Raw genomic sequence first — 21,211 nt, forward strand, 5'->3', positions numbered from 1 at the left:
ACGGGCGAGTGCTTCTGAGAGTTGCATAAAAAATCCGATGACATGAGGTCATCGGATTTTGATCTTTTCAGCGAGATCGTCAAGCGATCTGTCTTAACTGATCGGCATTAGGCATAACCAGTGCTTTTTTATTGGCGGTGAAATCGTGTCTATCATTGGATGACAACGATGATGTCTTTACCGTTCATTTCATTACAAAGTCTTGTATGGTTACATTATAAAACTGAGGTAGCCCTGCAATACAATCAAATTGACGATATCGATAAAGAAGGCACCGACAATCGGTACCACCATAAAGGCCTGAGGAGAAGGGCCAGTGCGTGATACCAGTGCGCCCATGTTCATCACTGCGGTTGGGGTGGCGCCCATACCAAAGCCACAGTGACCGCCAGTGATCACAGCTGCATCGTAATTGCTGCCCATCACTTTAAAGGTTACAAAATAGGCGAACAGCGCCAGCACGACGGTTTGCACCAACAGGATAATCAGTAGTGGGATCGCTAGATCTAAAATTTCCCACAATTTGAGATTCATCAATGCCATAGAGAGGAATAACGACAGTGCCACTGTGCCTATCACATCGATACTCTCGGTATGCGGTTTATAACCACGGGTGACTTCGGTGATGTTGGCGATGATAACGCCAAGAAACAGGGCATAGACAAAGTCTGGCATCTTGAGCCAATTCAGCTGATATTCGCTGACAAACACAGTAAACCATTTTGCCCCCGCAACGCAGATCAGCAGTACAAACAGGGTTTCGATGATTGTCTTGGCGGTAACTTGGTCCTCTTCGAGCTGATCATAGGTTACCAGTTGTGGATGCGTGGCGTGGTGCTTACGGCCCATGCCGTAACTAGATATCAGATTGTGCTTGCCAATGAGTCGCTGCGCGACAGGGCCACCGATAATACCGCCCATGACCAAGCCAAAGGTCGCCGCCGCCATGGCAAGTTCTAAGGTGTTGATGCCGTAGTTTTCGGCAAAGGTTTGTGACCAAGCAACACCTGTTCCATGGCCGCCAGAGAGGGTAATCGAGCCTGCGATAAGTCCTAAGATAGGGTCTAAACCAAGGAGGCTCGCGAGACTCACGCCAACCGCATTTTGAATAATAATATAGACCGAGGCCACGCCGAGAAAGATAAACACTTTCTTGCCGCCACTAAGCAGTAGCTTATAGTTAGCCGATAAACCTATGGTGCTGAAAAACATCAGCATTAAGGTATTTTGCATGGGTAAACTAAAGATGAGAGTGATGTCTTGGAAATGTAAAAAGGCAACGACTGCGGCGATGACCAGTCCACCTACGATAGGCTCTGGAATATTGTATTGTTTAAAAACACGCACATGGCGATTGATGGAATGGCCAATAAACAGCACGAAGATAGCAATTAAGAACGACTCGAGTTCGCCAATTGTGTAAGTGGTGTGCATGATAGTTCCTTACAAATGGTTTGTGTGGGAATACCGCTCGACTCAAGGTGAGTTAGGGTGACCCATCTCATTGTTTAGCTCTCGCTAATGCTAAGTGTTAAACGCGCGATCTAAGGACCGATTCTTGTCAATCCCCAAGGTTGGAGAAGAAATATTAAGCGCGAATATGAACCGTATTGGTATAGTTGATCAGCATCGCCACTGAGTGGGCGAGTACTGAAGATAATGGTCTTGCTTGGGGCGTTAACTGTGCTTCAGTGCGGGTGCTAACACGACAATATCGATAAGCAAGAGGCGAAAGTGTAACAGAAAAACGGGTTGATGTCGCTAAATAGTCTTTAGAATCATTGTGTTGCATTTATGTTTTGATGCTGTTGCCAAATCGGTCTAATCAGCCTTGTTGCACTAGGCTGATAAACAAATTCTATACTTGGTTTTTTATCTCTGATTTCTAAGTCATTCTTCAGCATCATATTAACGCTTGCCGATTGGCTTGATAACATTTTATTACCAAGCCAGTTACGGGGTATGAATGACGGCATAAAACAGATTAACTTGTGAGTAGGTCTTTAAGTGCTGGCTTAAGTTGAGCAAAACGGAAACTAAAGCCTGCGTCGAGCGCATGTTTGGGGAGAACAAATTGGCCTTCGATCAGCAGATCCGCCATTTCACCCATTGCGAGTCGTAAAACTGGTGCAGGTGCTGTCATAAAGGCTGGACGGTTTAATACTCTACCAAGAGTTTTAGAAAATTCAGCATTACTGACAGGATGGGGGGCTGTGGCATTAAATATGCCTTGGCAAGTTTCATGACAAAGTAGAAAGTCGATCAGGGCCACCATATCGTGGATATGTATCCAACTCATCCCTTGACGACCATGGCCTATAGGCCCACCAAGGCCGAGTTTAAAGGGCGGGAGCATTTTAGCTAGCGCACCGCCATGCCCAAGCACTATACCCGTGCGTAGGATACAAACACGGGTTTTAGTTGCAGCCTCTAGCGCGAGTCGCTCCCATTCTTTACAAATGTCATGGCTGAATTCAGGGTGGGGTGCTGCGTGTTCGTCAATCGTATTCGCGCCTTGACGGCCGTAAAAGCCAATTGCAGAGCCGCTTATTATCACCTGAGGTGGATTACTGCTTTGCAAAATCAGTTGGCTTAGTCTTGCGGTGATATTCCAGCGACTATCGCAGATGCGTTGTTTTTGCTGCGCACTCCAACGTTTAGCAACAATCGGTTCTCCGGCAAGATTGATCACGGCATCGATATGATTCAAATCATCAATTTCGTCTAAGGAGCTTAGATATTGATGCTGCGGGCCCAATAATTGCCGACTATTGGCAGGATGGCGAGTCAGCAATAACAGTTGGTGTTGATTGGCTAAATGGGCCACTAACTGCTGACCAATAAACCCACTTGCTCCCGTTATCAAAATCTTCATCGTCAAATCCTTAGGTGAGGGCTGCTATCTTTTGTCAAACCTTATAAGCAATATACGATAATGGGCAAGTAGAGATCACTTTATTGGTTTTTTTGGTAACACAGCTCCATTGAGACCGAATCGGCAAAGCGTAGGGCGTGGGGCTTGTCTATTTCGACACTGGCAAATTCAACCCAAGGATGCTCGCTGGCGATGGCTAAGGTTTGGCTGGTGAGATTTTCAAGCAGTGAGAAGCGATTGTTTTCAATCAACTCAATCATCTTTTTTGTGATAGTACGATAATTAAGCGCATCATCGACATTATCGCTGTTGCGAGCCTTGGCTGCGCAGTAATGGATAACGACATTAATGATTACATCCTGCCTATTTTGGATTTCATCTTCTTTTATGCCGATAAAAGTGCGCAGTCTTAAGTTTTTAATGCGTATAATTGCGGTTTCTGGTTTCATAATAACAATCTAGTATCTAATGCTTAGGTGATTGAGTTTGAGACTTTTCTTGGGCTAGCCTAACAACTTTATCTAAGATCAAGAAGGATTTTTACTCCATGACACGATCCAATTCGCCGACTGCCGCCTATAAAGGTTTTGCAGTCATGGCCTTTGTGGTGATTATTTTGGCAGGGATAAAGGCCGCCAGCCCGATTGTTGTTCCCTTTGTTTTATCCTGTTTTATTGCGGTGATTTGTAATCCAGCCATTGGCTTGATGACTAAATATCGGTTGCCTAAATGGCTCGCCGTGATCTTGCTGATGGGTTTTATCGTGTTGATGGGCTTGTGGCTCGCCTCTTTAGTGGGCAGTTCAATCAATGAATTTTCTAAGCAGTTACCCCAATATCGCGACCAACTGGTTGAGCAGTTTTCTTGGGTGCTACATAAGTTACAGGCACTCAATATTCAAATCTCTAAGGAGCAAGTGTTAGCCTATTTTGACCCTGGCATGGCGCTATCTATGACCACCAATATGTTGTCGGGTGTGGGTAATGTGATGGCGAATTTGTTCCTTATCATCCTGACCATCGTCTTTATGCTATTTGAAGCGCAGTCTTTACCGAAAAAACTGCACTTGGCCTTGGATGATCCGGATATGCGCCTGCAACAGATTGACCGTTTTCTGCAATCGGTAAATCAATATATGGTGATTAAAACCCTCGTTAGTTTAGCGACGGGTTTGATAGTCGGTATTGGACTGGCCTTTATCGGTGTGGATTACGCGCTGCTTTGGGCGGTTATCGCCTTTTTATTCAACTATATTCCCAATATTGGTTCAATTATTGCCGCTATTCCTGCTGTATTGCTGGCCTTTATCCAATTAGGCCCTGCCGCAGCAGGCGGGACCGCGCTGCTTTACATCGGCGCGAACATGGTGATGGGCAATGTGATCGAGCCTAAATTTATGGGCCGCGGTCTCGGGCTTTCCACTTTAGTGGTATTTCTATCGTTAATTTTTTGGGGCTGGTTGTTGGGATCTGTTGGCATGTTATTGTCGGTTCCCTTAACCATGGTGGTTAAAATTGCCCTTGAATCCAGTAAGAGTGGTAGCTGGTTAGCCATTTTATTGTCCGATGATGTGGATGATAAACTGGTGAGCCAATCGACAAGCACTATTCCGGTTTCTGAACATGTCGATCCCCATTCAACAGATAAGAAGTAGTAGATCATGCAAAATTTTATAGATGCACTGGCGACAATAAAAGTCGGTGAAGATGCCACGCGATTATTCCATGGTCGCGGTGGACATTTTCCAGGTTGCGAGCATCTTTGTTTAGATTGGTTTGCGCCCGTATTGTTATTGACCAGTTTCAGGGCCCTTGAAGCAGCTGAGTTAGCCCTTTGCCAACAGGCCATTACGGCACGTTGGCAAGTGATACAACCCAATCAGCCATTAAATTTGGTGTATCAATACCGCAGTGGTGGCGAAACCTTTAGTCAATTACTGGCGGGTGACGTGCCAGAGCCTCATATCGTGACTGAAAATGGTGCGAGGTTTCAGGTACATTTACTGCGTGGTCAAAACCACGGTTTGTTCCTCGACATGGCCAATGGCCGCGAATGGGTGAGAGCCAATGCACGCCACAAAAAAGTGCTGAATTTGTTTGCTTACACCTGTGGTTTTTCAGTGGCCGCCCTCCAGGGCGGCGCCGATGAAGTGGTGAATATGGATATGAGTAAAGGGGCACTTGCGATAGGAAAGCAGAATCATCTGCTGAATGGCTTTACCGTTGGTGCGCGTTTTTTAGGGCACGATATTTTTAAATCGTGGGGAAAATTGCGTAAGTTAGGCCCCTATGACATTGTGGTTGCTGATCCACCGAGTAATCAAAAGGGCAGTTTTGTAGCAACTAAGGATTATGTGCGTCTGCTCAGGCATTTACCCGAGTTGTTAACCGATAACGCCGAAGTCTTGCTTTGCTTAAATGCGCCTGAGCTTGACACTCAATTTTTGCGTCTGCAGGTTGAAGAGGCGGCTCCTGAGCTTGAATACCTTGAACGTTTACCTAACCCAGTATCCTTTGCAGACATCTCTGAGGAGAAATCTTTAAAGGTGCTGCGCTATCGTTTAAAAGCCTAAAGTACCGTTGTCATCAGGGCAATTGGCCTTGATGACACTTTTATAGCGTTTATATTGCCTTTTGACGCAATTGCTCCCGGTTTGTCCCACATGGTTTATTTATCAACCACAATTTTTTAGCACACCATCCTATATCGGCTGAAAGTCTTTCATGACTTAATACTGTTTTGTGGCTTTTACTGCGAAAAATACCAATTTCATCTTTTAATTTGGAACAAAACTGAAAGTTTTCTGTAATTGTTGGTTTTGCTTTGGTATACTCGCCGCCACGGAAATTCCCTTTCCTCATGGGCAAAATGTCTGCATAGAACGACATGCCTTTGCGACCTTACAAAATCGAGCAGGAGTTGTTATGGAAGTTCATGAATACGAACACGCTTACTACCAAGTTAAAGACGACGTAATGACGTCTCTGCCCGAGCAGAGCGAAGAAGAAGCGATTTAAGTGCGGTAAGCAGCACTCATTGTGAGTCTGAAGTAACAAGTACAAGCAAAAAATAGCAACCTTTGGGTTGCTATTTTTTTATTCAGCGGTGGGGAATTATGCAGATAGATTTGGCTAATGCTAATCGGATTAAATATTTTTATTTCATATAGTTAATACGCTTCGGATACGCTAAAGAGTTGAGGGCATACAGGTGCTCTGCCAAAAGCCTTTAACACAGTATAAAGCCGTTTAGCCATTGACCTTACGTTTTTCGGGCATAATCTCAACGATAATCCATTTACCATTAATTTTATGTAGGCGAATGGTTCTGTCATCAATCCAAGGTTGTCCACCTTTTAGACCTTTCATCTTAACGACTACTAAGACGTCTTTAGTAAATTTACGGAAGAAGTCGATATCGATGTCATCAATTTCCATTTCCACATTAGTCATTGAAAGACTAAGCATATTGCGTTGTACTGCCGCGGCAATATAGTAGTGGCTTAACACCTCTTTAAGTGGCTGATTCACAAATTGCTTGGCTTTTTCGACATCGCGGTCAACATAGATAGCGCTAAAAAAGCCTAGGCTGACTTCTTCGGGAGTGAGCACTTGTTGTTCTTTATCTGTAGGCTCGCCGCAGCCAAACAAAAACAGTACTGAAAGGAAAAATAAGATTCTCATGGCGTTTAGTTATCGGAATTTGTCATGAGTATCGCGATTTTAGCGGCTATGTTCAAGTTTTGTAATAATGAGCACGATTGGCGAGAATGACTTGACTCGTGGCTAGTGGTTGTGGCATATCTTAAACAATTCGCTTTTTAGGTTATCCACAGAATCTGTGGAAAACTATGTTGAAGACTAGATGGATACTTTATAAGTGTCTGATACTATGCTGCTTTATTTGCTGGTTAAAAAGTGACGGCTTTCTACTAAGTACTAATTCTTGCCTTTCCTTGTGGATATTTTCCTAAAATTTTCTAGTCTATTCACAATGTCAGTTTTTCCTAAGCAACATTTTCACCCTATATAGACTTTAATTTAAGCGTTTAATGCTGTCTGTTTGGTGCTCATTTGCCTCTGGAAATAAAAAAGCACTGAACAAGTCAGTGCTTTTAGGTTGAGCGTGTTGTTAGCTCAATTTACGATTTTTTAGCATCGTTTTGTGACGCTTGAATTGCCGTGAGGGCGATAGTGTAGACAATGTCATCCACTAACGCACCGCGGGATAAGTCGTTCACAGGTTTACGCATACCTTGTAGCATTGGGCCAATGCTGATGAGGTCAGCACTACGTTGTACTGCTTTGTAGGTGGTGTTACCCGTGTTGAGGTCGGGGAATACAAACACAGTGGCTTGACCTGCTACAGGGCTGTTAGGTGCCTTAGAGCGAGCCACGTTTGGCATAACGGCCGCGTCATATTGCAGTGGACCGTCAATAACCAGATCAGGACGTTTTTCTTTGGCGATACGAGTGGCTTCACGTACTTTATCCACATCTGAACCAGTACCTGAGTTACCCGTTGAGTAGCTGATCATCGCTACTCTAGGCTCGATACCGAAGGCTTTAGCAGATTCTGCCGATTGAATCGCGATATCGGCCAGTTGTTCAGCATTAGGATCGGGGTTAATCGCGCAGTCACCGTAAACCAGCACTTGATCTGGCATCAACATAAAGAAGATGGAAGAAACAAGGCTCGAGCCTGGGGCTGTTTTTATCAATTGTAGCGGTGGACGGATGGTGTTGGCGGTGGTGTTAACCGCGCCAGAGACAATGCCATCGACTTCGTCTTGTGCCAGCATCATAGTGCCGAGCACCATGTTGTCTTCTAACTGCTCTTTGGCAACGACTTCGGTTAAGCCTTTACTACGGCGTAGATCCAACATTGGCTCTACATAGCGATCACGTACTTCATCGGGGTCGACAATGACAACGCCTTCACCCAGAACGACATCTTGCTGAGCCGCTATACGCAGAATTTCATCTTTTTTACCTAATAGCACGCAACGCGCGATACCACGTTCAGCACAAATGGCCGCGGCTTTGATCGTACGAGGTTCATCACCTTCAGGCAGCACCACGGTTTTGTGGGCGGCACGGGCAAGCTCGGTTAGCTTGTAACGGAACGCTGGTGGTGACAAGCGATGTTCCCGCGGAGAGTTTTTCGTGACACTCTCAATCCACGTTTGGTCGATATGGCTAGCGACATATTCCTGCACTAAGTCGATACGAACGGCATCATCCACTGGCACTTCATGGTCGAAGCGTTGGATATTTAATGAGGTTTGCCAAGTATTGGTATCAATCAGGAAAACCGGTAAACCTGTCTCAAAAGCTTGTTCACAGAGTTTAAGGATCTCTGGCTCAGGCTCGTAGCTACCTGTCAGCAGCAGGGCACCAATCTTCACGCCGTTCATGGCGGCAAGACACGCAGATACGATCACATCGGAGCGATCGCCAGAAGTCACCAGTAAGGAGTCTGTCTTAATATGGTTGACCATATTAGGCAAGCTGCGAGCACAGAAGGTGACTTTACGTAGACGGCGAATATTCATCTCACCGGCATTAAGAATCCGTGCGCGTAAATGTTTAGCTAAATCAGAGGCGCGTGGTGCGACTAAGTCTAGGTTGTAAGGCACGCTACCTAAAATGCGCAGTGGGCTCTTACCCGGCAGTTGGAACATGATAGAGGCATCAGAGCGTTGTACACCTTGATGATCAAACACTTCTGATAAGTCAGGGCGTGCACGACCTTCATCGTCCACCGGTGCACCAATCTTGTTGATCACGGCACCAATCAGACGTTTGTTGTTTTTGCCACCCCAAGAGTTGTAGGCAATTTCGAGGCGATTCATTAACCCTGTTGGAGTATCACTGCCAGGAGTGGCAATGAAAATCACGTCAGCATCCATGGCTTTAGCGATAGCGTAGTTAACGTCATCGGCAAAGGGATGGTTGCGGGTAGGTACCAGACCTTCAACAATCAGGGTTTCGGTGTTGCTGGCGCATTCTGCGGCGCGGGCAATGATTTGCTCCATCAGCACATCGGTTTGATCGGCGCGGATCAACGCTTCAGCATGGGCCATATCGAAGGGCTCTAACGGATTAACCGTTGGCGATTTGCTTAAAATCGTGGTTGAGCGTTCTGGACCGTTGTCATTCGGACGAAGCTGTGAAATAGGCTTAAAGAATTGGACTTTTACCCCGTGGCGCTCTAATGCGCGCACCATACCAAGGCTTAAGGAGGTCAGGCCGACTCCTGTACCTATGGGGATTAACATAATATTTCGAGACATAAAAACCTCTAAGTTCGATGGTTTTTGGCAGAGTAGTCTCTGCGGATTTGCTTGTGTTTGTTTAGTTGTAGGTCACTAATAATAAAGCCGTTTGACGACGCAAACGGCTTAATGAGTCTTATTATTTACTAATGAGTTTAATTGAATCTTCGGCGATAACCCACTCTTCGTTGGTTGGGATGACCATAGCGACAGTACTGTTGTCGGCGGTGATAATGCCTTTCTTACCGAAGCGTGCCGCTTTGTTGCGCTCGCTATCAACATGGAAATTAAAGATTTGCAGCATGTTGAGCACTTTCTCGCGGATAATATCGGAGTTTTCACCAATACCGCCAGTAAAGACTATGGCATCTAAACGACCGAGCGGCACAGTGTAAGACGCGATATATTTCGCTAGACGGTAGCAGAAAATCTCCAGTGCTAAGGTTGCGCCTTTGTGCCCATCGGCATAACCTTCTTCGATGCCACGGCAGTCGTTAGTCAGTTCAGAAATCCCCAGCAGACCACTTTGCTTGTTCATCAGGTTGTTGACTTCTTCCAGCGTGTAACCGAGTTGGTGTACTAAGTGGTAGATGATCGATGGGTCGAGATCGCCACAGCGTGTGCCCATGACTAAGCCTTCAAGCGGCGTCAGTCCCATTGAGGTATCAACGCTCTTACCGCCTTTAACCGCCGTCACAGAGGCACCGTTACCTAAGTGCGCGCAGATCACATTGGTTTCTTCTAAAGGCTTGTTCAACACTTTAGCGGCTTCACGGCTGACAAACAGGTGGCTAGTGCCGTGCATGCCATAACGACGGATACCGTGCTCACGGTACAATTTGTATGGCAGGGCGTAGATGAAAGCGCGCTCTGGCATACTTTGGTGGAACGCAGTATCGAACACCGCCACTTGGGGCAGTTTAGGGAAAGACGCAATGGCGGCGCGAATGCCGATAAGGTGCGCAGGGTTATGCAGCGGTGCCAGTGAAGAACATTCTTCAATACCTTTGATCACATGCTCGTCGATGATCACAGAGCGGGTGAACTTTTCTCCACCGTGTACGATACGGTGACCTACGGCTTGAATTTGTGCGGCTAATTCAGGTTGACCGGCAAGGATTTTATTGACGATAAATTCAACGGCTTCACGGTGAGCGGTGAATGCACCTAAAGAGGACTCATGTTTTTCACCGTTGATTTTCCATTTAATGCGCGAGTCTTCTAAGCCAAAACACTCGGCTAGGCCAGAGATCTGATCGTCACCTGTTTGCGCGTCAATGACGGCAAATTTGAGTGAAGAGCTACCGCAATTGAGTACTAAAACCAGTTTATTAGACATGTGTAAACCTTTTGCCATTGTGTTTAAGTTAACGATTCAAAATCTTGGGAACACGCGAGTAATTTGCCATCACAGTCTTGGGGCGTAGTGCCAGATTGTGCTATGGTAAAAGCAGTATTCCTCTGTAGTAGGTGTCTAAAATTGAGTCTCAATATTCTCAAAACCTTAGGTGACGGTCGTCGCTATATGAAGACGTGGCCTATGGTTAGACAACTGGGTTTGTATTTTCCTGAGTATCGGGTGGTACGCGCCACTCAGCTTGCCATTCTGGTGATGCCAGTATTGGCAATTTTAGCGAGCGTGAGTCAGCTCTATACCTATGGTTGGGGATTTTTACCCCAAGCACTCACTATCGCGTTGTTTTTTATCAGCCTGCCATTGCAGGGCTTGTTATGGCTAGGCTGGCGTGCGCGCCATCCATTACCGTTATCGCTGTTCGACTGGAGTAATCAGTTGAGTGCGAAATTGTCTGCCATGGGCATTCATTGCCAATCCTTGGGCGCTAAGGCGTGTTACCTTGATATGGCGCTCATCTTAAAAATAGCCTTTGAGCGCTTAGATGCCAGTTATTGGGAGGAGCTTTAAGCCTCCCTTGGCGCTTAATATGCCGCGTTAATCCCCTGTGAGCTAAACACGGCTTTAATTTTTTCCATGGTTTCGCGACTAGGTGGTGCGACACCATCGAGTTGATAGCTTTCTCCCATCGCTTCCCACTTGTGTTTACCCAGCTCGTGGTAGGGCAGGAGTTCTACTTTTTCAATATTCTTCATGGGTTTGATAAATTCGGCCAGTTGTAATGCCGAGGCTTCATCATCAGTAAATCCACCCACGACCACATAACGTATCCAAGTTGGCTGATTGCGTTTGGCGAGATACTCGGCAAATTGCAGCGTTCTGTGGTTGCTAACCTTGGTCAGTTCAATGTGTTTATCGTCATTCATCTGTTTGATATCGAGCAAAACCAGATCGGTATTATCGAGTAGCTCATCAATCACTGGCGTGTACTTACGCACAAAGCCATTAGTATCTAAACAGGTATGAATGCCTTCTTTTTTACAGGCTTTAAAGAGTTCGGCGACAAACTCCGCTTGTAATATGGCTTCGCCACCGCTGGCGGTCACACCGCCGTTGCTGGCATCGAGGAAGGGGCGGTAGCTAATGATTTGGCTCATTAACTCGTCGACTTGTACTTCCTTACCGCCATCGAGATCCCAAGTATCACGGTTGTGGCAATATTGGCAGCGCATTAAACAGCCCTGCATAAAGGTGATAAACCGTATGCCTGGACCATCCACTGTGCCAAAGGATTCCACTGAGTGGATCCGACCGGTAACTGCCATTGTGACTCCTGTTGAAATAAGTGAGGCTGTAGCACATTGTACTACAGCCTTACCTAATTTAGCTTACAGACCTTTTGTGAACGTACGCGTGATCACATCTTGTTGCTGTTCTGGAGTCAGTGAGTTGAAGCGAACTGCATAACCAGAAACACGAATGGTCAGTTGTGGATACTTGTCTGGGTTGACAACCGCATCCTCGAGCATTTCACGGTTCATCACGTTCACGTTCAAGTGTTGACCGCCTTCGTGTCCTTCGTTGTGGGCGAAATATCCGTCCATCAACGCCGCTAGGTTAGTACGGCGGCCGTCTTCATCTTTACCTAGGGCATTAGGTACGATAGAGAAGGTGTAAGAGATACCGTCCTGAGCGTGGGCGAAAGGCAGTTTAGCCACTGAGGTTAACGAGGCGATTGCGCCTTTTTCATCACGGCCATGCATTGGGTTTGCACCCGGTGCAAATGGCGCACCTGAACGACGACCGTCTGGTGTGTTACCAGTTTTCTTACCATAAACCACGTTCGAGGTGATGGTCAGAATTGACTGAGTTGGGATCGCGTTGCGGTACATTTTACGGTCGCGAATTTTCGCCATAAAACGTTCAACTAAGTCACAGGCGATATCGTCAACACGTGGGTCGTTGTTACCAAATTTTGGATAGTCACCACTGATCTCAAAGTCAACGGCAATGCCATTTTCATCACGTACAGGTTTAACTTGAGCGTACTTGATGGCTGATAGTGAGTCGGCTGCGATTGAAAGCCCTGCGATACCACAGGCCATTGTGCGACGTACATCTCTGTCGTGCAGCGCCATTAGCGCAGCTTCGTAGGAGTACTTGTCGTGCATGTAGTGAATGGCGTTCAGTGCTGTGACATATTGCGTTGCTAACCAATCCATTAAACCGTCTAAGCGATTCATCACATCATCAAAATTCAGCACTTCGTCAGTGATTGGGTCGGCTTTTGGCGCGATTTGGATTTTCAGTTTTTCGTCAACGCCGCCGTTAATTGCGTACAACATGGTTTTGGCGAGGTTTGCACGGGCGCCGAAGAACTGCATGTGTTTACCCACAACCATAGGGCTCACGCAGCAAGCGATCGCGTAATCGTCAGATTGGAAATCTGGACGCATTAAGTCATCGTTTTCGTACTGAATTGAGCTGGTGTCGATAGACACTTTTGCGCAGTACTTTTTAAAGCCAACAGGCAGTTTTTCAGACCAGAGCACAGTGATGTTTGGCTCAGGGCTTGGGCCCATGGTGTATAGCGTGTTCAAGAAGCGGAAGCTTGATTTGGTCACCAGTGTACGGCCATCTAAGCCCATACCGCCGATAGATTCGGTTGCCCAAATTGGATCGCCTGAGAATAACTCATCGTATTCTGGAGTACGTAGGAAGCGCACCATACGCAGTTTCATCACGAAATGGTCAATCATTTCTTGAGCTTGTTGCTCAGTGATCACGCCGTTTTTCAGATCGCGTTCAATGTAGATATCCAGGAACGTTGAAGTACGGCCTAAAGACATGGCCGCGCCGTTTTGGCTCTTAACCGCAGCTAAGTAGCCAAAATATGTCCATTGGATCGCTTCTTTGGCGTTTGCGGCTGGGCGAGAAATATCGAAACCGTATTTTGCGGCCATTTTCTTCATTTGGCCCAGTGCGCGGTGCTGCTCGGCAATTTCTTCACGCAGTTGGATAACGTTAGATAAATCTTCGCCGGCTTCAAACTGGGCTTGCAGTGAGCTGAACTGGGCAAATTTATCCTTCATTAAGAAGTCGATACCGTAAAGTGCAACACGGCGATAGTCACCGATGATACGGCCACGGCCATAGGCGTCGGGTAAACCGGTTAATACGCCAGATTTACGGCACGCCATGATTTCTGGGGTATAGACGTCGAATACGCCTTGGTTGTGGGTTTTACGCAGTTCTGAATAAATGTATTTAACATCTTCATCTAGTACGCGATCGTAGGCGGCGCATGAGCTTTCCACCATACGAATACCACCGTTAGGCAACATAGCGCGTTTGAGCGGCGCATCAGTTTGTAAACCAACGATAGTTTCTAAATCTTTATTGATATAACCCGCGTCGTGGGAAGTGATGGTTGAAACCATCTTAGTGTCGAAATCAACTGGCGCATGGGTACGGTTTTCTTGCTTGATGCCTTCCATCACTTTGTCCCACAACTTGGTTGTGGCTTCGGTGGCACCGGCTAGGAATGACTCGTCACCTTCATAGGGAGCATAGTTTTGTTGAATAAAGTCACGTACATTGACTTCAGATTTCCAATCGCCAGGGGTAAAACCTTCCCATGCGTTGGCAAACAGTTCAGTTTTGTCGGTCATCGTACTAATACCTTTTGGTTGAGATAAAGGTCATTGGCGCTCATGGGGTAAGCCATGTTGAGTATAGGCCAATTGCTATTTCCTGATTAAAGCTCCCTTCAAGATGACGCCCTATGATGGGAACTGGAACTTGGGGATGTTTATCGCGCCAAGTGTCTGTCTATTGATACCCGATAAGATGACAAATATACGTTTAACGTGGATTATCGGCTATCGATAACTCTTTTTATAAATTGGTAAGACCAATTATCCATAAGCATATTAACATAGCTCTTACTGTATCGCATCTTAAACGGGCGAGTTTGTCCTCTGTTAATCTTAAATTTGCTAGCGAGGTAGCATTTTTTTAGCACAATAAGGATTAAAGCACGCTTTTGTTGGCCCATTACGGGCTGAAGCTATCGCTTATTTAACAGACTGTCGCGCTTTTAACCGGCGAAAGCTATCACCGTATCGATTGATTTTTAATGGTTACGATTTAATCTCCAATTGGCAGGTAAAGCTGCGATGAAAAAGGCCTGATTATACGGAATGCTTGGCGGTGCTAAAGCATTTAAAGTTATGGAGGTTGATGCGGAATATTGTTGTGTTGGGCTTCGAATACTGTGATTTCTTGTTGAGCTGCTATTTAAAAGATTGCAGCACTTAGTCAACAAGCTGCCATCTCAGTGAAGGATACTTATGCTTCACTCACTCTGTATAAGGTTAAATCTGCTTAATCTAGTCAGTGAATAATGCTCAGGTGGGCGATGATAAATTGGTAAAATGCAAACAAAATTGGTATGACCAATTAACCTATTGTGTTTACCTCTTCAAAAATTTTACATTTTACCTGTGAATAACATCACGCTTTGGCAAACTCTGCTTCACGGCGAACACGATTTGTATGTTACAAAGCGTGACTTTAGTGAGTCATCATTTAAGCAAGTCTTAATGTAAATTTTGATTGGTTTGATCTGCGCCTCGGCGCTGTAGGAGAGACCTATGTTGCAAGTTCGCGTTTGTTTATCGGGTTTGGGAGTACGGTTATGAAAGACTCACATGCTAACGCTCCACAGACATCATCAAATGGCTATGAGCCTGTGCAGGTTTCTTCGCATTTTAGTTGTTATCACCAAGCCGAAATCTATGGCAAAAGTAAAGTGGTTAAGGCGCCTTGGCAATCCTTTGGTTTAGCGGTGTTTGCGGGAGCCTTTATTGCTTTAGCCTTTGTGTTTTACCTGACCGTCACCACGGGCGCGGGCGATAGTGCATGGGGCTTAGTACGTCTTGTGGGCGGTATCGCCTTTAGCTTAGGGTTAATTTTGGTCGTGATTTGCGGCGGCGAGCTGTTCACTAGTTCAGTCTTAAGCAGTGTGGCTTGGGCGCAAAAACAAGTGACTACCAGTGAGTTACTCAAATGCTGGACGCGAGTTTACCTAGGCAACTTTGTCGGCGCCATGTTGATGGTCGGCTTGATTATGGCGGCGGGCTTATATGAGCTTGATGGCGGAAATTGGGGACTAAATGCTTTAAAGGTCTCACAACACAAGCTGCACCATACATGGATTCAAGCATTTAGCTTAGGTATTTTATGTAATATGCTGGTATGTCTTGGTATTTGGATGACCTTCGCCAGTCGCGAATCACTAACCAAAGCCATTTTATTGATCCTACCTGTAGCCATGTTTGTTAGTAGCGGTTTTGAGCACAGCATTGCAAACCTGTTTATGGTGCCGTTTGGGATAACAATTCAAGCTGTGGCAAGTCCGGAATTTTTTGCTTCCTTAGGTATTACCCAAGAACAATTTGCCGATTTAACCGTAACAAATTTTGTATTCAATAACTTAATTCCTGTGACCTTAGGCAACATCGTCGGCGGCGGCGTGATTGTTGGCCTCGGCTATTGGTGGATTGAGCAAGGACAACTTGCCTTACCCGATCCACAAAAATCCCATCAGGCTCATTTTTTCGCGTCACCATTGCACACTGAAAAGGCGAAAAATAGCCAAGAGACTAAGTCATTAAGGGACTAAGTAATTAAGAGAAAGTAATCAAGAGAAAGTAATCAAGAGAGTAAGTCACTTAGGTTTATGAGTCTCTCTTTGAGTGATATTTGCCTTAGGCTCATAAAAAATGCCCAGTTTTACTGGGCATTTTTTTGTTTTTTCACCGCAAAGGCTTTTTTATGCAGATTACTTGTTTGTGATAGATGTGACCATTTTGCATATTCATGCAAGTGAATGAAGATTTTATATACTGATTTAAAGCGCTTTAGTTTATAGTGCGGCCTTTTCCGTTTGACATAAAATGGCGCATCTATGACGACTCCACCTTCGACGAATCAGCCAACAGAGGCAGCTCAGACTGCTCCGGCATCATCCGCTTCACACACTCCCTCACCATTTCAAATGCCCGATACCTTAGTGATCATCTTTTTTGTGGCATTGCTTGCGGGATTAATGACTTACTTTATCCCCATCGGGTCGTTTCAAACCCAAGAGGTGCATTATCTAACGGATGGCGTCGATAAAGCGCGGACGGTGGTCGACCCTACTTCTTTTGCCTATCAATTGGATGCTGCAGGCGAGCCTAAATTGCAACCTGTGGCATTGTTTAAAGGCGAGGGCGGGGTTGGCTTTTTTAACTTCGCCTTTGAGGGCCTAACTTCAGGGTCTAAATGGGGCAGTGCGATTGGCGTGATCATGTTTATGCTGGTGATTGGCGGCTCTTTTGGAGTGGTGATGGCCACAGGCACCATAGATAACGGCATCTTAAAGTTAATCGATAAAACCCGTGGCAATGAAAAGTTATTTATTCCGGTGATATTTACGCTGTTTTCCCTTGGTGGCGCCGTGTTTGGCATGGGAGAAGAGGCCATAGCTTTTGCCATTATCATCTGTCCATTAATGATCCGTTTGGGCTATGACGGCATCACCACTGTGATGGTGACCTATGTGGCGACTCAAATTGGTTTTGCCAGTTCTTGGATGAATCCCTTCAGTGTGGCGATTGCCCAGGGTATTGCGGGAATACCGGTTCTTTCAGGCAGTGAGTTTCGCTTTCCTATGTGGCTTGGATTCACCTTGCTCGGGATTGTTTTTACCATGCGTTACGCCCATCGCATTCAGCAGCAACCCAGTTTATCCCATAGTTTTCAGTCCGATGCTTATTTTCGAGAGCATCATGTCAATACGACATTAGAGAGTCGCTTTAATCTTGGCGATATACTGGTTTTAGGATTGTTAGTGCTCACTATGGGATGGGTGATTTGGGGCGTAGTGGTAAAAGCTTGGTTTATCCCTGAGATTGCCAGTCAGTTTTTTACCATGGGTATGGTTGCTGGCGTCATTGGCTGTGTGTTTAAACTCAATGGATTGACGCTTAACAAGGTGGCGCAGAGTTTTAAGGACGGCGCTAAAACCATGTTAGAGCCTGCTCTTTTAGTGGGATGTGCCTCGGGGATTTTACTGCTCCTTGGCGGCGGTGCACCGACTGAACCGAGCGTGTTAAATACGGTACTTAACAGTGCTGGCGGGGTGATTGGCCATCTGCCTGATGCGCTCTCGGCGTGGTTTATGTTGCTGTTTCAATCTGTATTCAACTTTTTTGTGACTTCAGGGTCAGGGCAGGCTGCCTTGACTATGCCACTGATGGCACCTCTTTCTGACATCGTTGGTGTGACGCGCCAAGTGGCGGTATTGGCTTTCCAATTAGGTGACGGGCTGACCAATATTATTGTGCCTACTTCAGCGTCTTTGATGGCCACTCTTGGCGTATGCCGCGTCGATTGGGGTAACTGGCTGAAATTTGTATGGCGCTTTATGTTGCTGCTGATGCTGGTCTCAAGCGTACTGGTGATTGGCGCGCATTATCTTGGATTTAACTAGGTGTGAGAATTTAGCTAGGCGCTAGGGGGAACCTGAAGCAGCGGGGTAAATAGGAGCTAAGGTTTGACTTAGTCATATTGGTTAAACAGCAGATAAAAAAACGGCATCCGAGGATGCCGTTTTTGTTGTGGTTTTCTATCTTCCTAAAGGGAAATTAGAATTTCACTTTGTATCCTGCAAATACGACACGACCTAAGATGTTATGAGTATCTGTATCGTATCCTGGGTAGCCTAAGCTGTAGTTAACAGTTGGCATTGCATCAAACAGGTTACGAGCACCTACAGTGACTTTACCGTAGCTATCGAAGTCGTAGTTCAGTGTCAGATCCCACGTGGTGAAAGATGAGAAGTCTTGTTTATTCGTGCCAACTTCTTGTTGTTGTGGCGTTTCACCATCGTAAGAATCAATGTACTTAGCAATCAAAGATGCAGAGAAGTCATCAATTGCATAGCTAAATGTCGTATTGAAGCGTAGTGGCGGATAACCTTTAGTACCTAACACATCATAACGTTTAGCAATTGGGCTTGCTTGTTCGGTGTATTCCAGGGCATAAGTACCTTCAACTGCAAACTTAAATGTACCAATTTCCCCTAAATCGAAGTTTGACGTGAAAGATACGTCAAGACCCGAAGTTTGTACGCCGTCCATGTTGATGTTGCCTGCACCAATCTCATCGATAGTGCCATCAGCTTTACGTTTAACATAGATGTATTTAGGGTCATAGGCACCTAAGCCACCAATTGCTTCTAAGTCAACGATAGTTTGTGCACCGATGTAGCTTACTTGATCAGTGATTTCAATGTTGTAGTAATCAACAACAAAATCGATATTCTCAGTAATATTCCACACTGCGCCGAAAGCGTATTGAGCAGATTTCTCTGGATCTAGGTCTTTATTACCTGAACTCTTACGCAGATATTGGTTATCTTCACAAGCAGGATTACCGTTTTGTTGATCAGGTGGTAGACTTTGGCACAGAGTAGTATCTGTGACTCTGTCGTAACTGGTTGCTGGTTTGCCTAACAGGTCATCTAGTGACGGTGCTCTAAAGCCTTGGCCATAGGATGCACGTAGCACTAAGTTATCTAAGGCTTCGTAACGTACGTTTACAGAGCTAGAAAGCTGACCAACATCTGGTAAGCTATATTGGTCGTAACGGCTTGCGAGCTTCACGTTCAAGTGATCTAAAACTGGTAACTCTAACTCAACGAATGCCGCTTTGTAGCTTCTATCGCCAGCAGAATCACCACCATAAGTCCCTAATACGTTACCTGCTGCTTGTTGAGCGTCACGGGAATCTTTGTATTCAATTTTTTGGTATTCCATACCAACAGCATAACCTAAGTCACCGCCAGGTAAGGAAATTGGAGCAAGTGCCGCCCATGACAATCCGGTGCCGGTTGTATTTGAGGTTGCTTTACGAGTAGCTGTGTGTAAGAAAGTATCTAAAGTGGCTTGAGTTGCGTTGCCACCTTCAACGAATGGGTTATACAAACCTTTATCAACCGCTTCTTGCAGCTTATCTTCGAAGACATAAGAGTCAGTTTCAATGTTTACAATTTGATCTGAGTATTGAACGTACCAGCTCAGAGAGCCTGCATCTAACTCAAGGTTTAAACCTGTTACTATGTCAACTACATTTGAGTCGAATTCCGTTGAACGGTCTGCTACGCCTTTCAAGCGATGATAAGCTTGAACTTCTGACGCATTAGCTGTGCCGAACGTTGGGTTTAATGGGTTATCGGCTGCTATGTATAGGTTAGGAGTCCACAGCGCAGTAGAAGATGTGATGGATTTATCACGCATTACGATAGCTTGACCAAACCACTCTAATTCATCAGTAATACGGTAAGTCATATTTGAGAATACAGAGTCTTTTGTTTGATCTGGGAGATAGTCAGTACCGTCAAACTGGTTAAAACCACAAGCTGAACCGTCTTTGGTGGTTACAATGCGATCGGCTGGACAATCTTTACCTGGAACCTGTAAGCCTGTATAGACAGGTGTGCCGAATGTGCCATCTGCGCCTTTCACTGGACGAGATTCAACTGGACGATATGTGCCTTCTGGCGCATATAAGCCGCTACGGCCGTATTTCTTATCCCAGTTAGCGGTTAAGTGAGGACGTTGGCCACCTTGCAGTGGATCAAATTGCTTGTGTTCGATGATTACTAAGCTGCTGCTTTTATCACTGGTATTACCAAAAGTGATAGAAGCCGACTTTTCATCTCTTCCACCTTGAGTTGGGCTACCAAATTTGGCATCAAATGCTAAACCGTCGAAAGTCTTCTTCAGGATGATGTTGATTACACCACCGATAGCATCTGAACCATAAATTGCTGATGCACCGTCACGTAAAATTTCAATACGTTCAATTGCATCCATTGGAATTAAATTGAGGTTAGTGGCATCACCACCAAATGTAGCAGATGGCGCAATACGGCGACCGTTGATCAAGGTTAGCGTACGGTTTGAGCCTAAACCACGCATACCTGAGCTAGCATGGTTACTTGCAGAACTACCTGCATCGCTAATGAAGCTACCGGCAGTGTTAAATGGCATTTGTGCTAAAACAGCAGAAACATCACTTAAACCTGTTTTTGCAATATCTTCAGCAGATAAAACTGTTACTGGTAACGCTGATTCCATATCCGTTCTTTGGATACGTGAACCTGTTACTTCAATGCGTTCTACCTTAGCGTTATCTCCTTCTTCAGCGTAAACAGCCATACTAGATAAAGCAGCTGTTGTAGCACCACCAATTAACGCAAAGCGAACCGCTTTGGCTAATGTTGAATTAGCGCGCATATCATTCTCCCTTAACACTTGTTATTTGTTTAGTTGTTATTTTAATTAAATACGGAACGTTATAGGAAATAAGTGCCTATTTAATTAGGCTCCAGATATAACCACAAGAAAATAACAAGTGCAACAGTTGATATTGATGTTGGTTACGATGTGTAAAGGTGTTTTATTGCAAAAATGTTTATCCTAAGTTGTTTTTTATTAGTGGATTACTGGTTTAGTGGGTGTTTAATCTTTTTTACTAATGAAAACATGGTGTTTGTTTATTTTTATTTGTTAATTTGTTTTTTATTTGTAAAAATTGAAAGCATTTGTAATAAAAAAATAATCATACTTTTTCAGGATGTGTAGATTTAAAT

The 21,211-nt window shown here is 45.2% G+C and carries 16 protein-coding genes; 5 read left to right on the forward strand and 11 right to left on the reverse strand.

All coding sequences use genetic code 11. The features are described 5' to 3' along the window. Positions 1-210 precede the first annotated feature (210 nt). The 4 genes from gltS to folX all read right to left on the reverse strand — a co-directional run bounded on the left by gltS (position 211) and on the right by folX (position 3,324). Entirely contained in the window at positions 211-1,434 is a 1,224-nt protein-coding gene (gene gltS / locus M0413_RS21780; RefSeq protein ID WP_037426727.1) for a sodium/glutamate symporter, read from the reverse strand. 154 nt (positions 1,435-1,588) lie between these two features. Beyond that, on the reverse strand, positions 1,589-1,792 hold the full coding sequence (locus M0413_RS21785; protein ID WP_139122675.1) for a hypothetical protein: 204 nt from the start codon (positions 1,790-1,792) through the stop codon (positions 1,589-1,591). Positions 1,793-1,984: 192 nt separating this feature from the next. Continuing rightward, on the reverse strand, positions 1,985-2,875 hold the full coding sequence (locus tag M0413_RS21790) for a TIGR01777 family oxidoreductase (protein WP_249555602.1): 891 nt from the start codon (positions 2,873-2,875) through the stop codon (positions 1,985-1,987). Positions 2,876-2,955: 80 nt separating this feature from the next. After that, positions 2,956-3,324, reverse strand: a complete 369-nt coding sequence (gene folX, locus M0413_RS21795; RefSeq protein ID WP_249555606.1) for a dihydroneopterin triphosphate 2'-epimerase — start codon at positions 3,322-3,324, stop codon at positions 2,956-2,958. 98 nt (positions 3,325-3,422) lie between these two features. On the opposite strand from folX, the gene M0413_RS21800 reads away from it, so the two are divergent. Then, entirely contained in the window at positions 3,423-4,529 is a 1,107-nt protein-coding gene (locus tag M0413_RS21800) for an AI-2E family transporter (RefSeq protein WP_249555608.1), read from the forward strand. A 6-nt stretch (positions 4,530-4,535) separates the two neighbouring features. After that, complete coding sequence (locus tag M0413_RS21805; protein ID WP_249555610.1) at positions 4,536-5,447, forward strand: class I SAM-dependent methyltransferase; 912 nt, start codon at positions 4,536-4,538, stop codon at positions 5,445-5,447. Positions 5,448-5,496: 49 nt separating this feature from the next. Here the strand turns inward: M0413_RS21805 and M0413_RS21810 are convergent, their stop codons facing one another. From M0413_RS21810 to ackA, 4 genes are all read right to left on the reverse strand, one after another. Continuing rightward, entirely contained in the window at positions 5,497-5,763 is a 267-nt protein-coding gene (locus M0413_RS21810; protein ID WP_249555612.1) for a hypothetical protein, read from the reverse strand. 360 nt (positions 5,764-6,123) lie between these two features. Beyond that, positions 6,124-6,558: a nuclear transport factor 2 family protein gene (locus M0413_RS21815; RefSeq protein WP_249555613.1), complete on the reverse strand. Its 435-nt coding sequence runs from the start codon at positions 6,556-6,558 to the stop codon at positions 6,124-6,126. Positions 6,559-7,016: 458 nt separating this feature from the next. Next, positions 7,017-9,170, reverse strand: coding sequence for a phosphate acetyltransferase (gene pta / locus M0413_RS21820; RefSeq protein WP_037419786.1), 2,154 nt, complete (start codon positions 9,168-9,170; stop codon positions 7,017-7,019). 121 nt (positions 9,171-9,291) lie between these two features. After that, positions 9,292-10,491 carry an acetate kinase gene (gene ackA, locus M0413_RS21825; RefSeq protein WP_144375826.1) on the reverse strand — a complete coding sequence of 400 codons (1,200 nt, stop codon included), beginning with the start codon at positions 10,489-10,491 and terminating at the stop codon, positions 9,292-9,294. Positions 10,492-10,632: 141 nt separating this feature from the next. Here ackA and yfbV point away from each other — a divergent pair, with 141 nt between their 5' ends. Further along, complete coding sequence (yfbV, locus tag M0413_RS21830) at positions 10,633-11,076, forward strand: terminus macrodomain insulation protein YfbV (RefSeq protein ID WP_086023991.1); 444 nt, start codon at positions 10,633-10,635, stop codon at positions 11,074-11,076. Positions 11,077-11,090: 14 nt separating this feature from the next. On the opposite strand, the gene pflA is transcribed toward yfbV, so the two are convergent. Next, the gene (pflA, locus tag M0413_RS21835) at positions 11,091-11,831 is read right to left on the reverse strand and encodes a pyruvate formate lyase 1-activating protein (protein WP_037419790.1); all 741 of its coding nucleotides are present in this window, start codon (positions 11,829-11,831) and stop codon (positions 11,091-11,093) included. Positions 11,832-11,894: 63 nt separating this feature from the next. Next, positions 11,895-14,177, reverse strand: coding sequence for a formate C-acetyltransferase (gene pflB / locus M0413_RS21840; protein WP_203433363.1), 2,283 nt, complete (start codon positions 14,175-14,177; stop codon positions 11,895-11,897). Positions 14,178-15,205: 1,028 nt separating this feature from the next. Between pflB and focA the strand changes: the two genes are divergently transcribed. Together focA and yfcC are read left to right on the forward strand one after the other, a co-directional pair. After that, the gene (gene focA / locus M0413_RS21845) at positions 15,206-16,192 is read left to right on the forward strand and encodes a formate transporter FocA (RefSeq protein ID WP_037426738.1); all 987 of its coding nucleotides are present in this window, start codon (positions 15,206-15,208) and stop codon (positions 16,190-16,192) included. A gap of 285 nt (positions 16,193-16,477) precedes the next feature. Continuing rightward, the gene (gene yfcC, locus M0413_RS21850; RefSeq protein ID WP_249555616.1) at positions 16,478-18,046 is read left to right on the forward strand and encodes a putative basic amino acid antiporter YfcC; all 1,569 of its coding nucleotides are present in this window, start codon (positions 16,478-16,480) and stop codon (positions 18,044-18,046) included. Between the two features lie 154 nt (positions 18,047-18,200). Here yfcC and M0413_RS21855 read toward each other — a convergent pair whose 3' ends face one another. After that, the gene (locus M0413_RS21855) at positions 18,201-20,855 is read right to left on the reverse strand and encodes a TonB-dependent receptor plug domain-containing protein (RefSeq protein ID WP_047537372.1); all 2,655 of its coding nucleotides are present in this window, start codon (positions 20,853-20,855) and stop codon (positions 18,201-18,203) included. Positions 20,856-21,211 lie beyond the last annotated feature (356 nt).

It is taken from the genome of Shewanella sp. 8A, assembly GCF_023475945.1.
In the GTDB taxonomy this organism is placed as follows: Bacteria; Pseudomonadota; Gammaproteobacteria; order Enterobacterales; family Shewanellaceae; genus Shewanella; species Shewanella xiamenensis.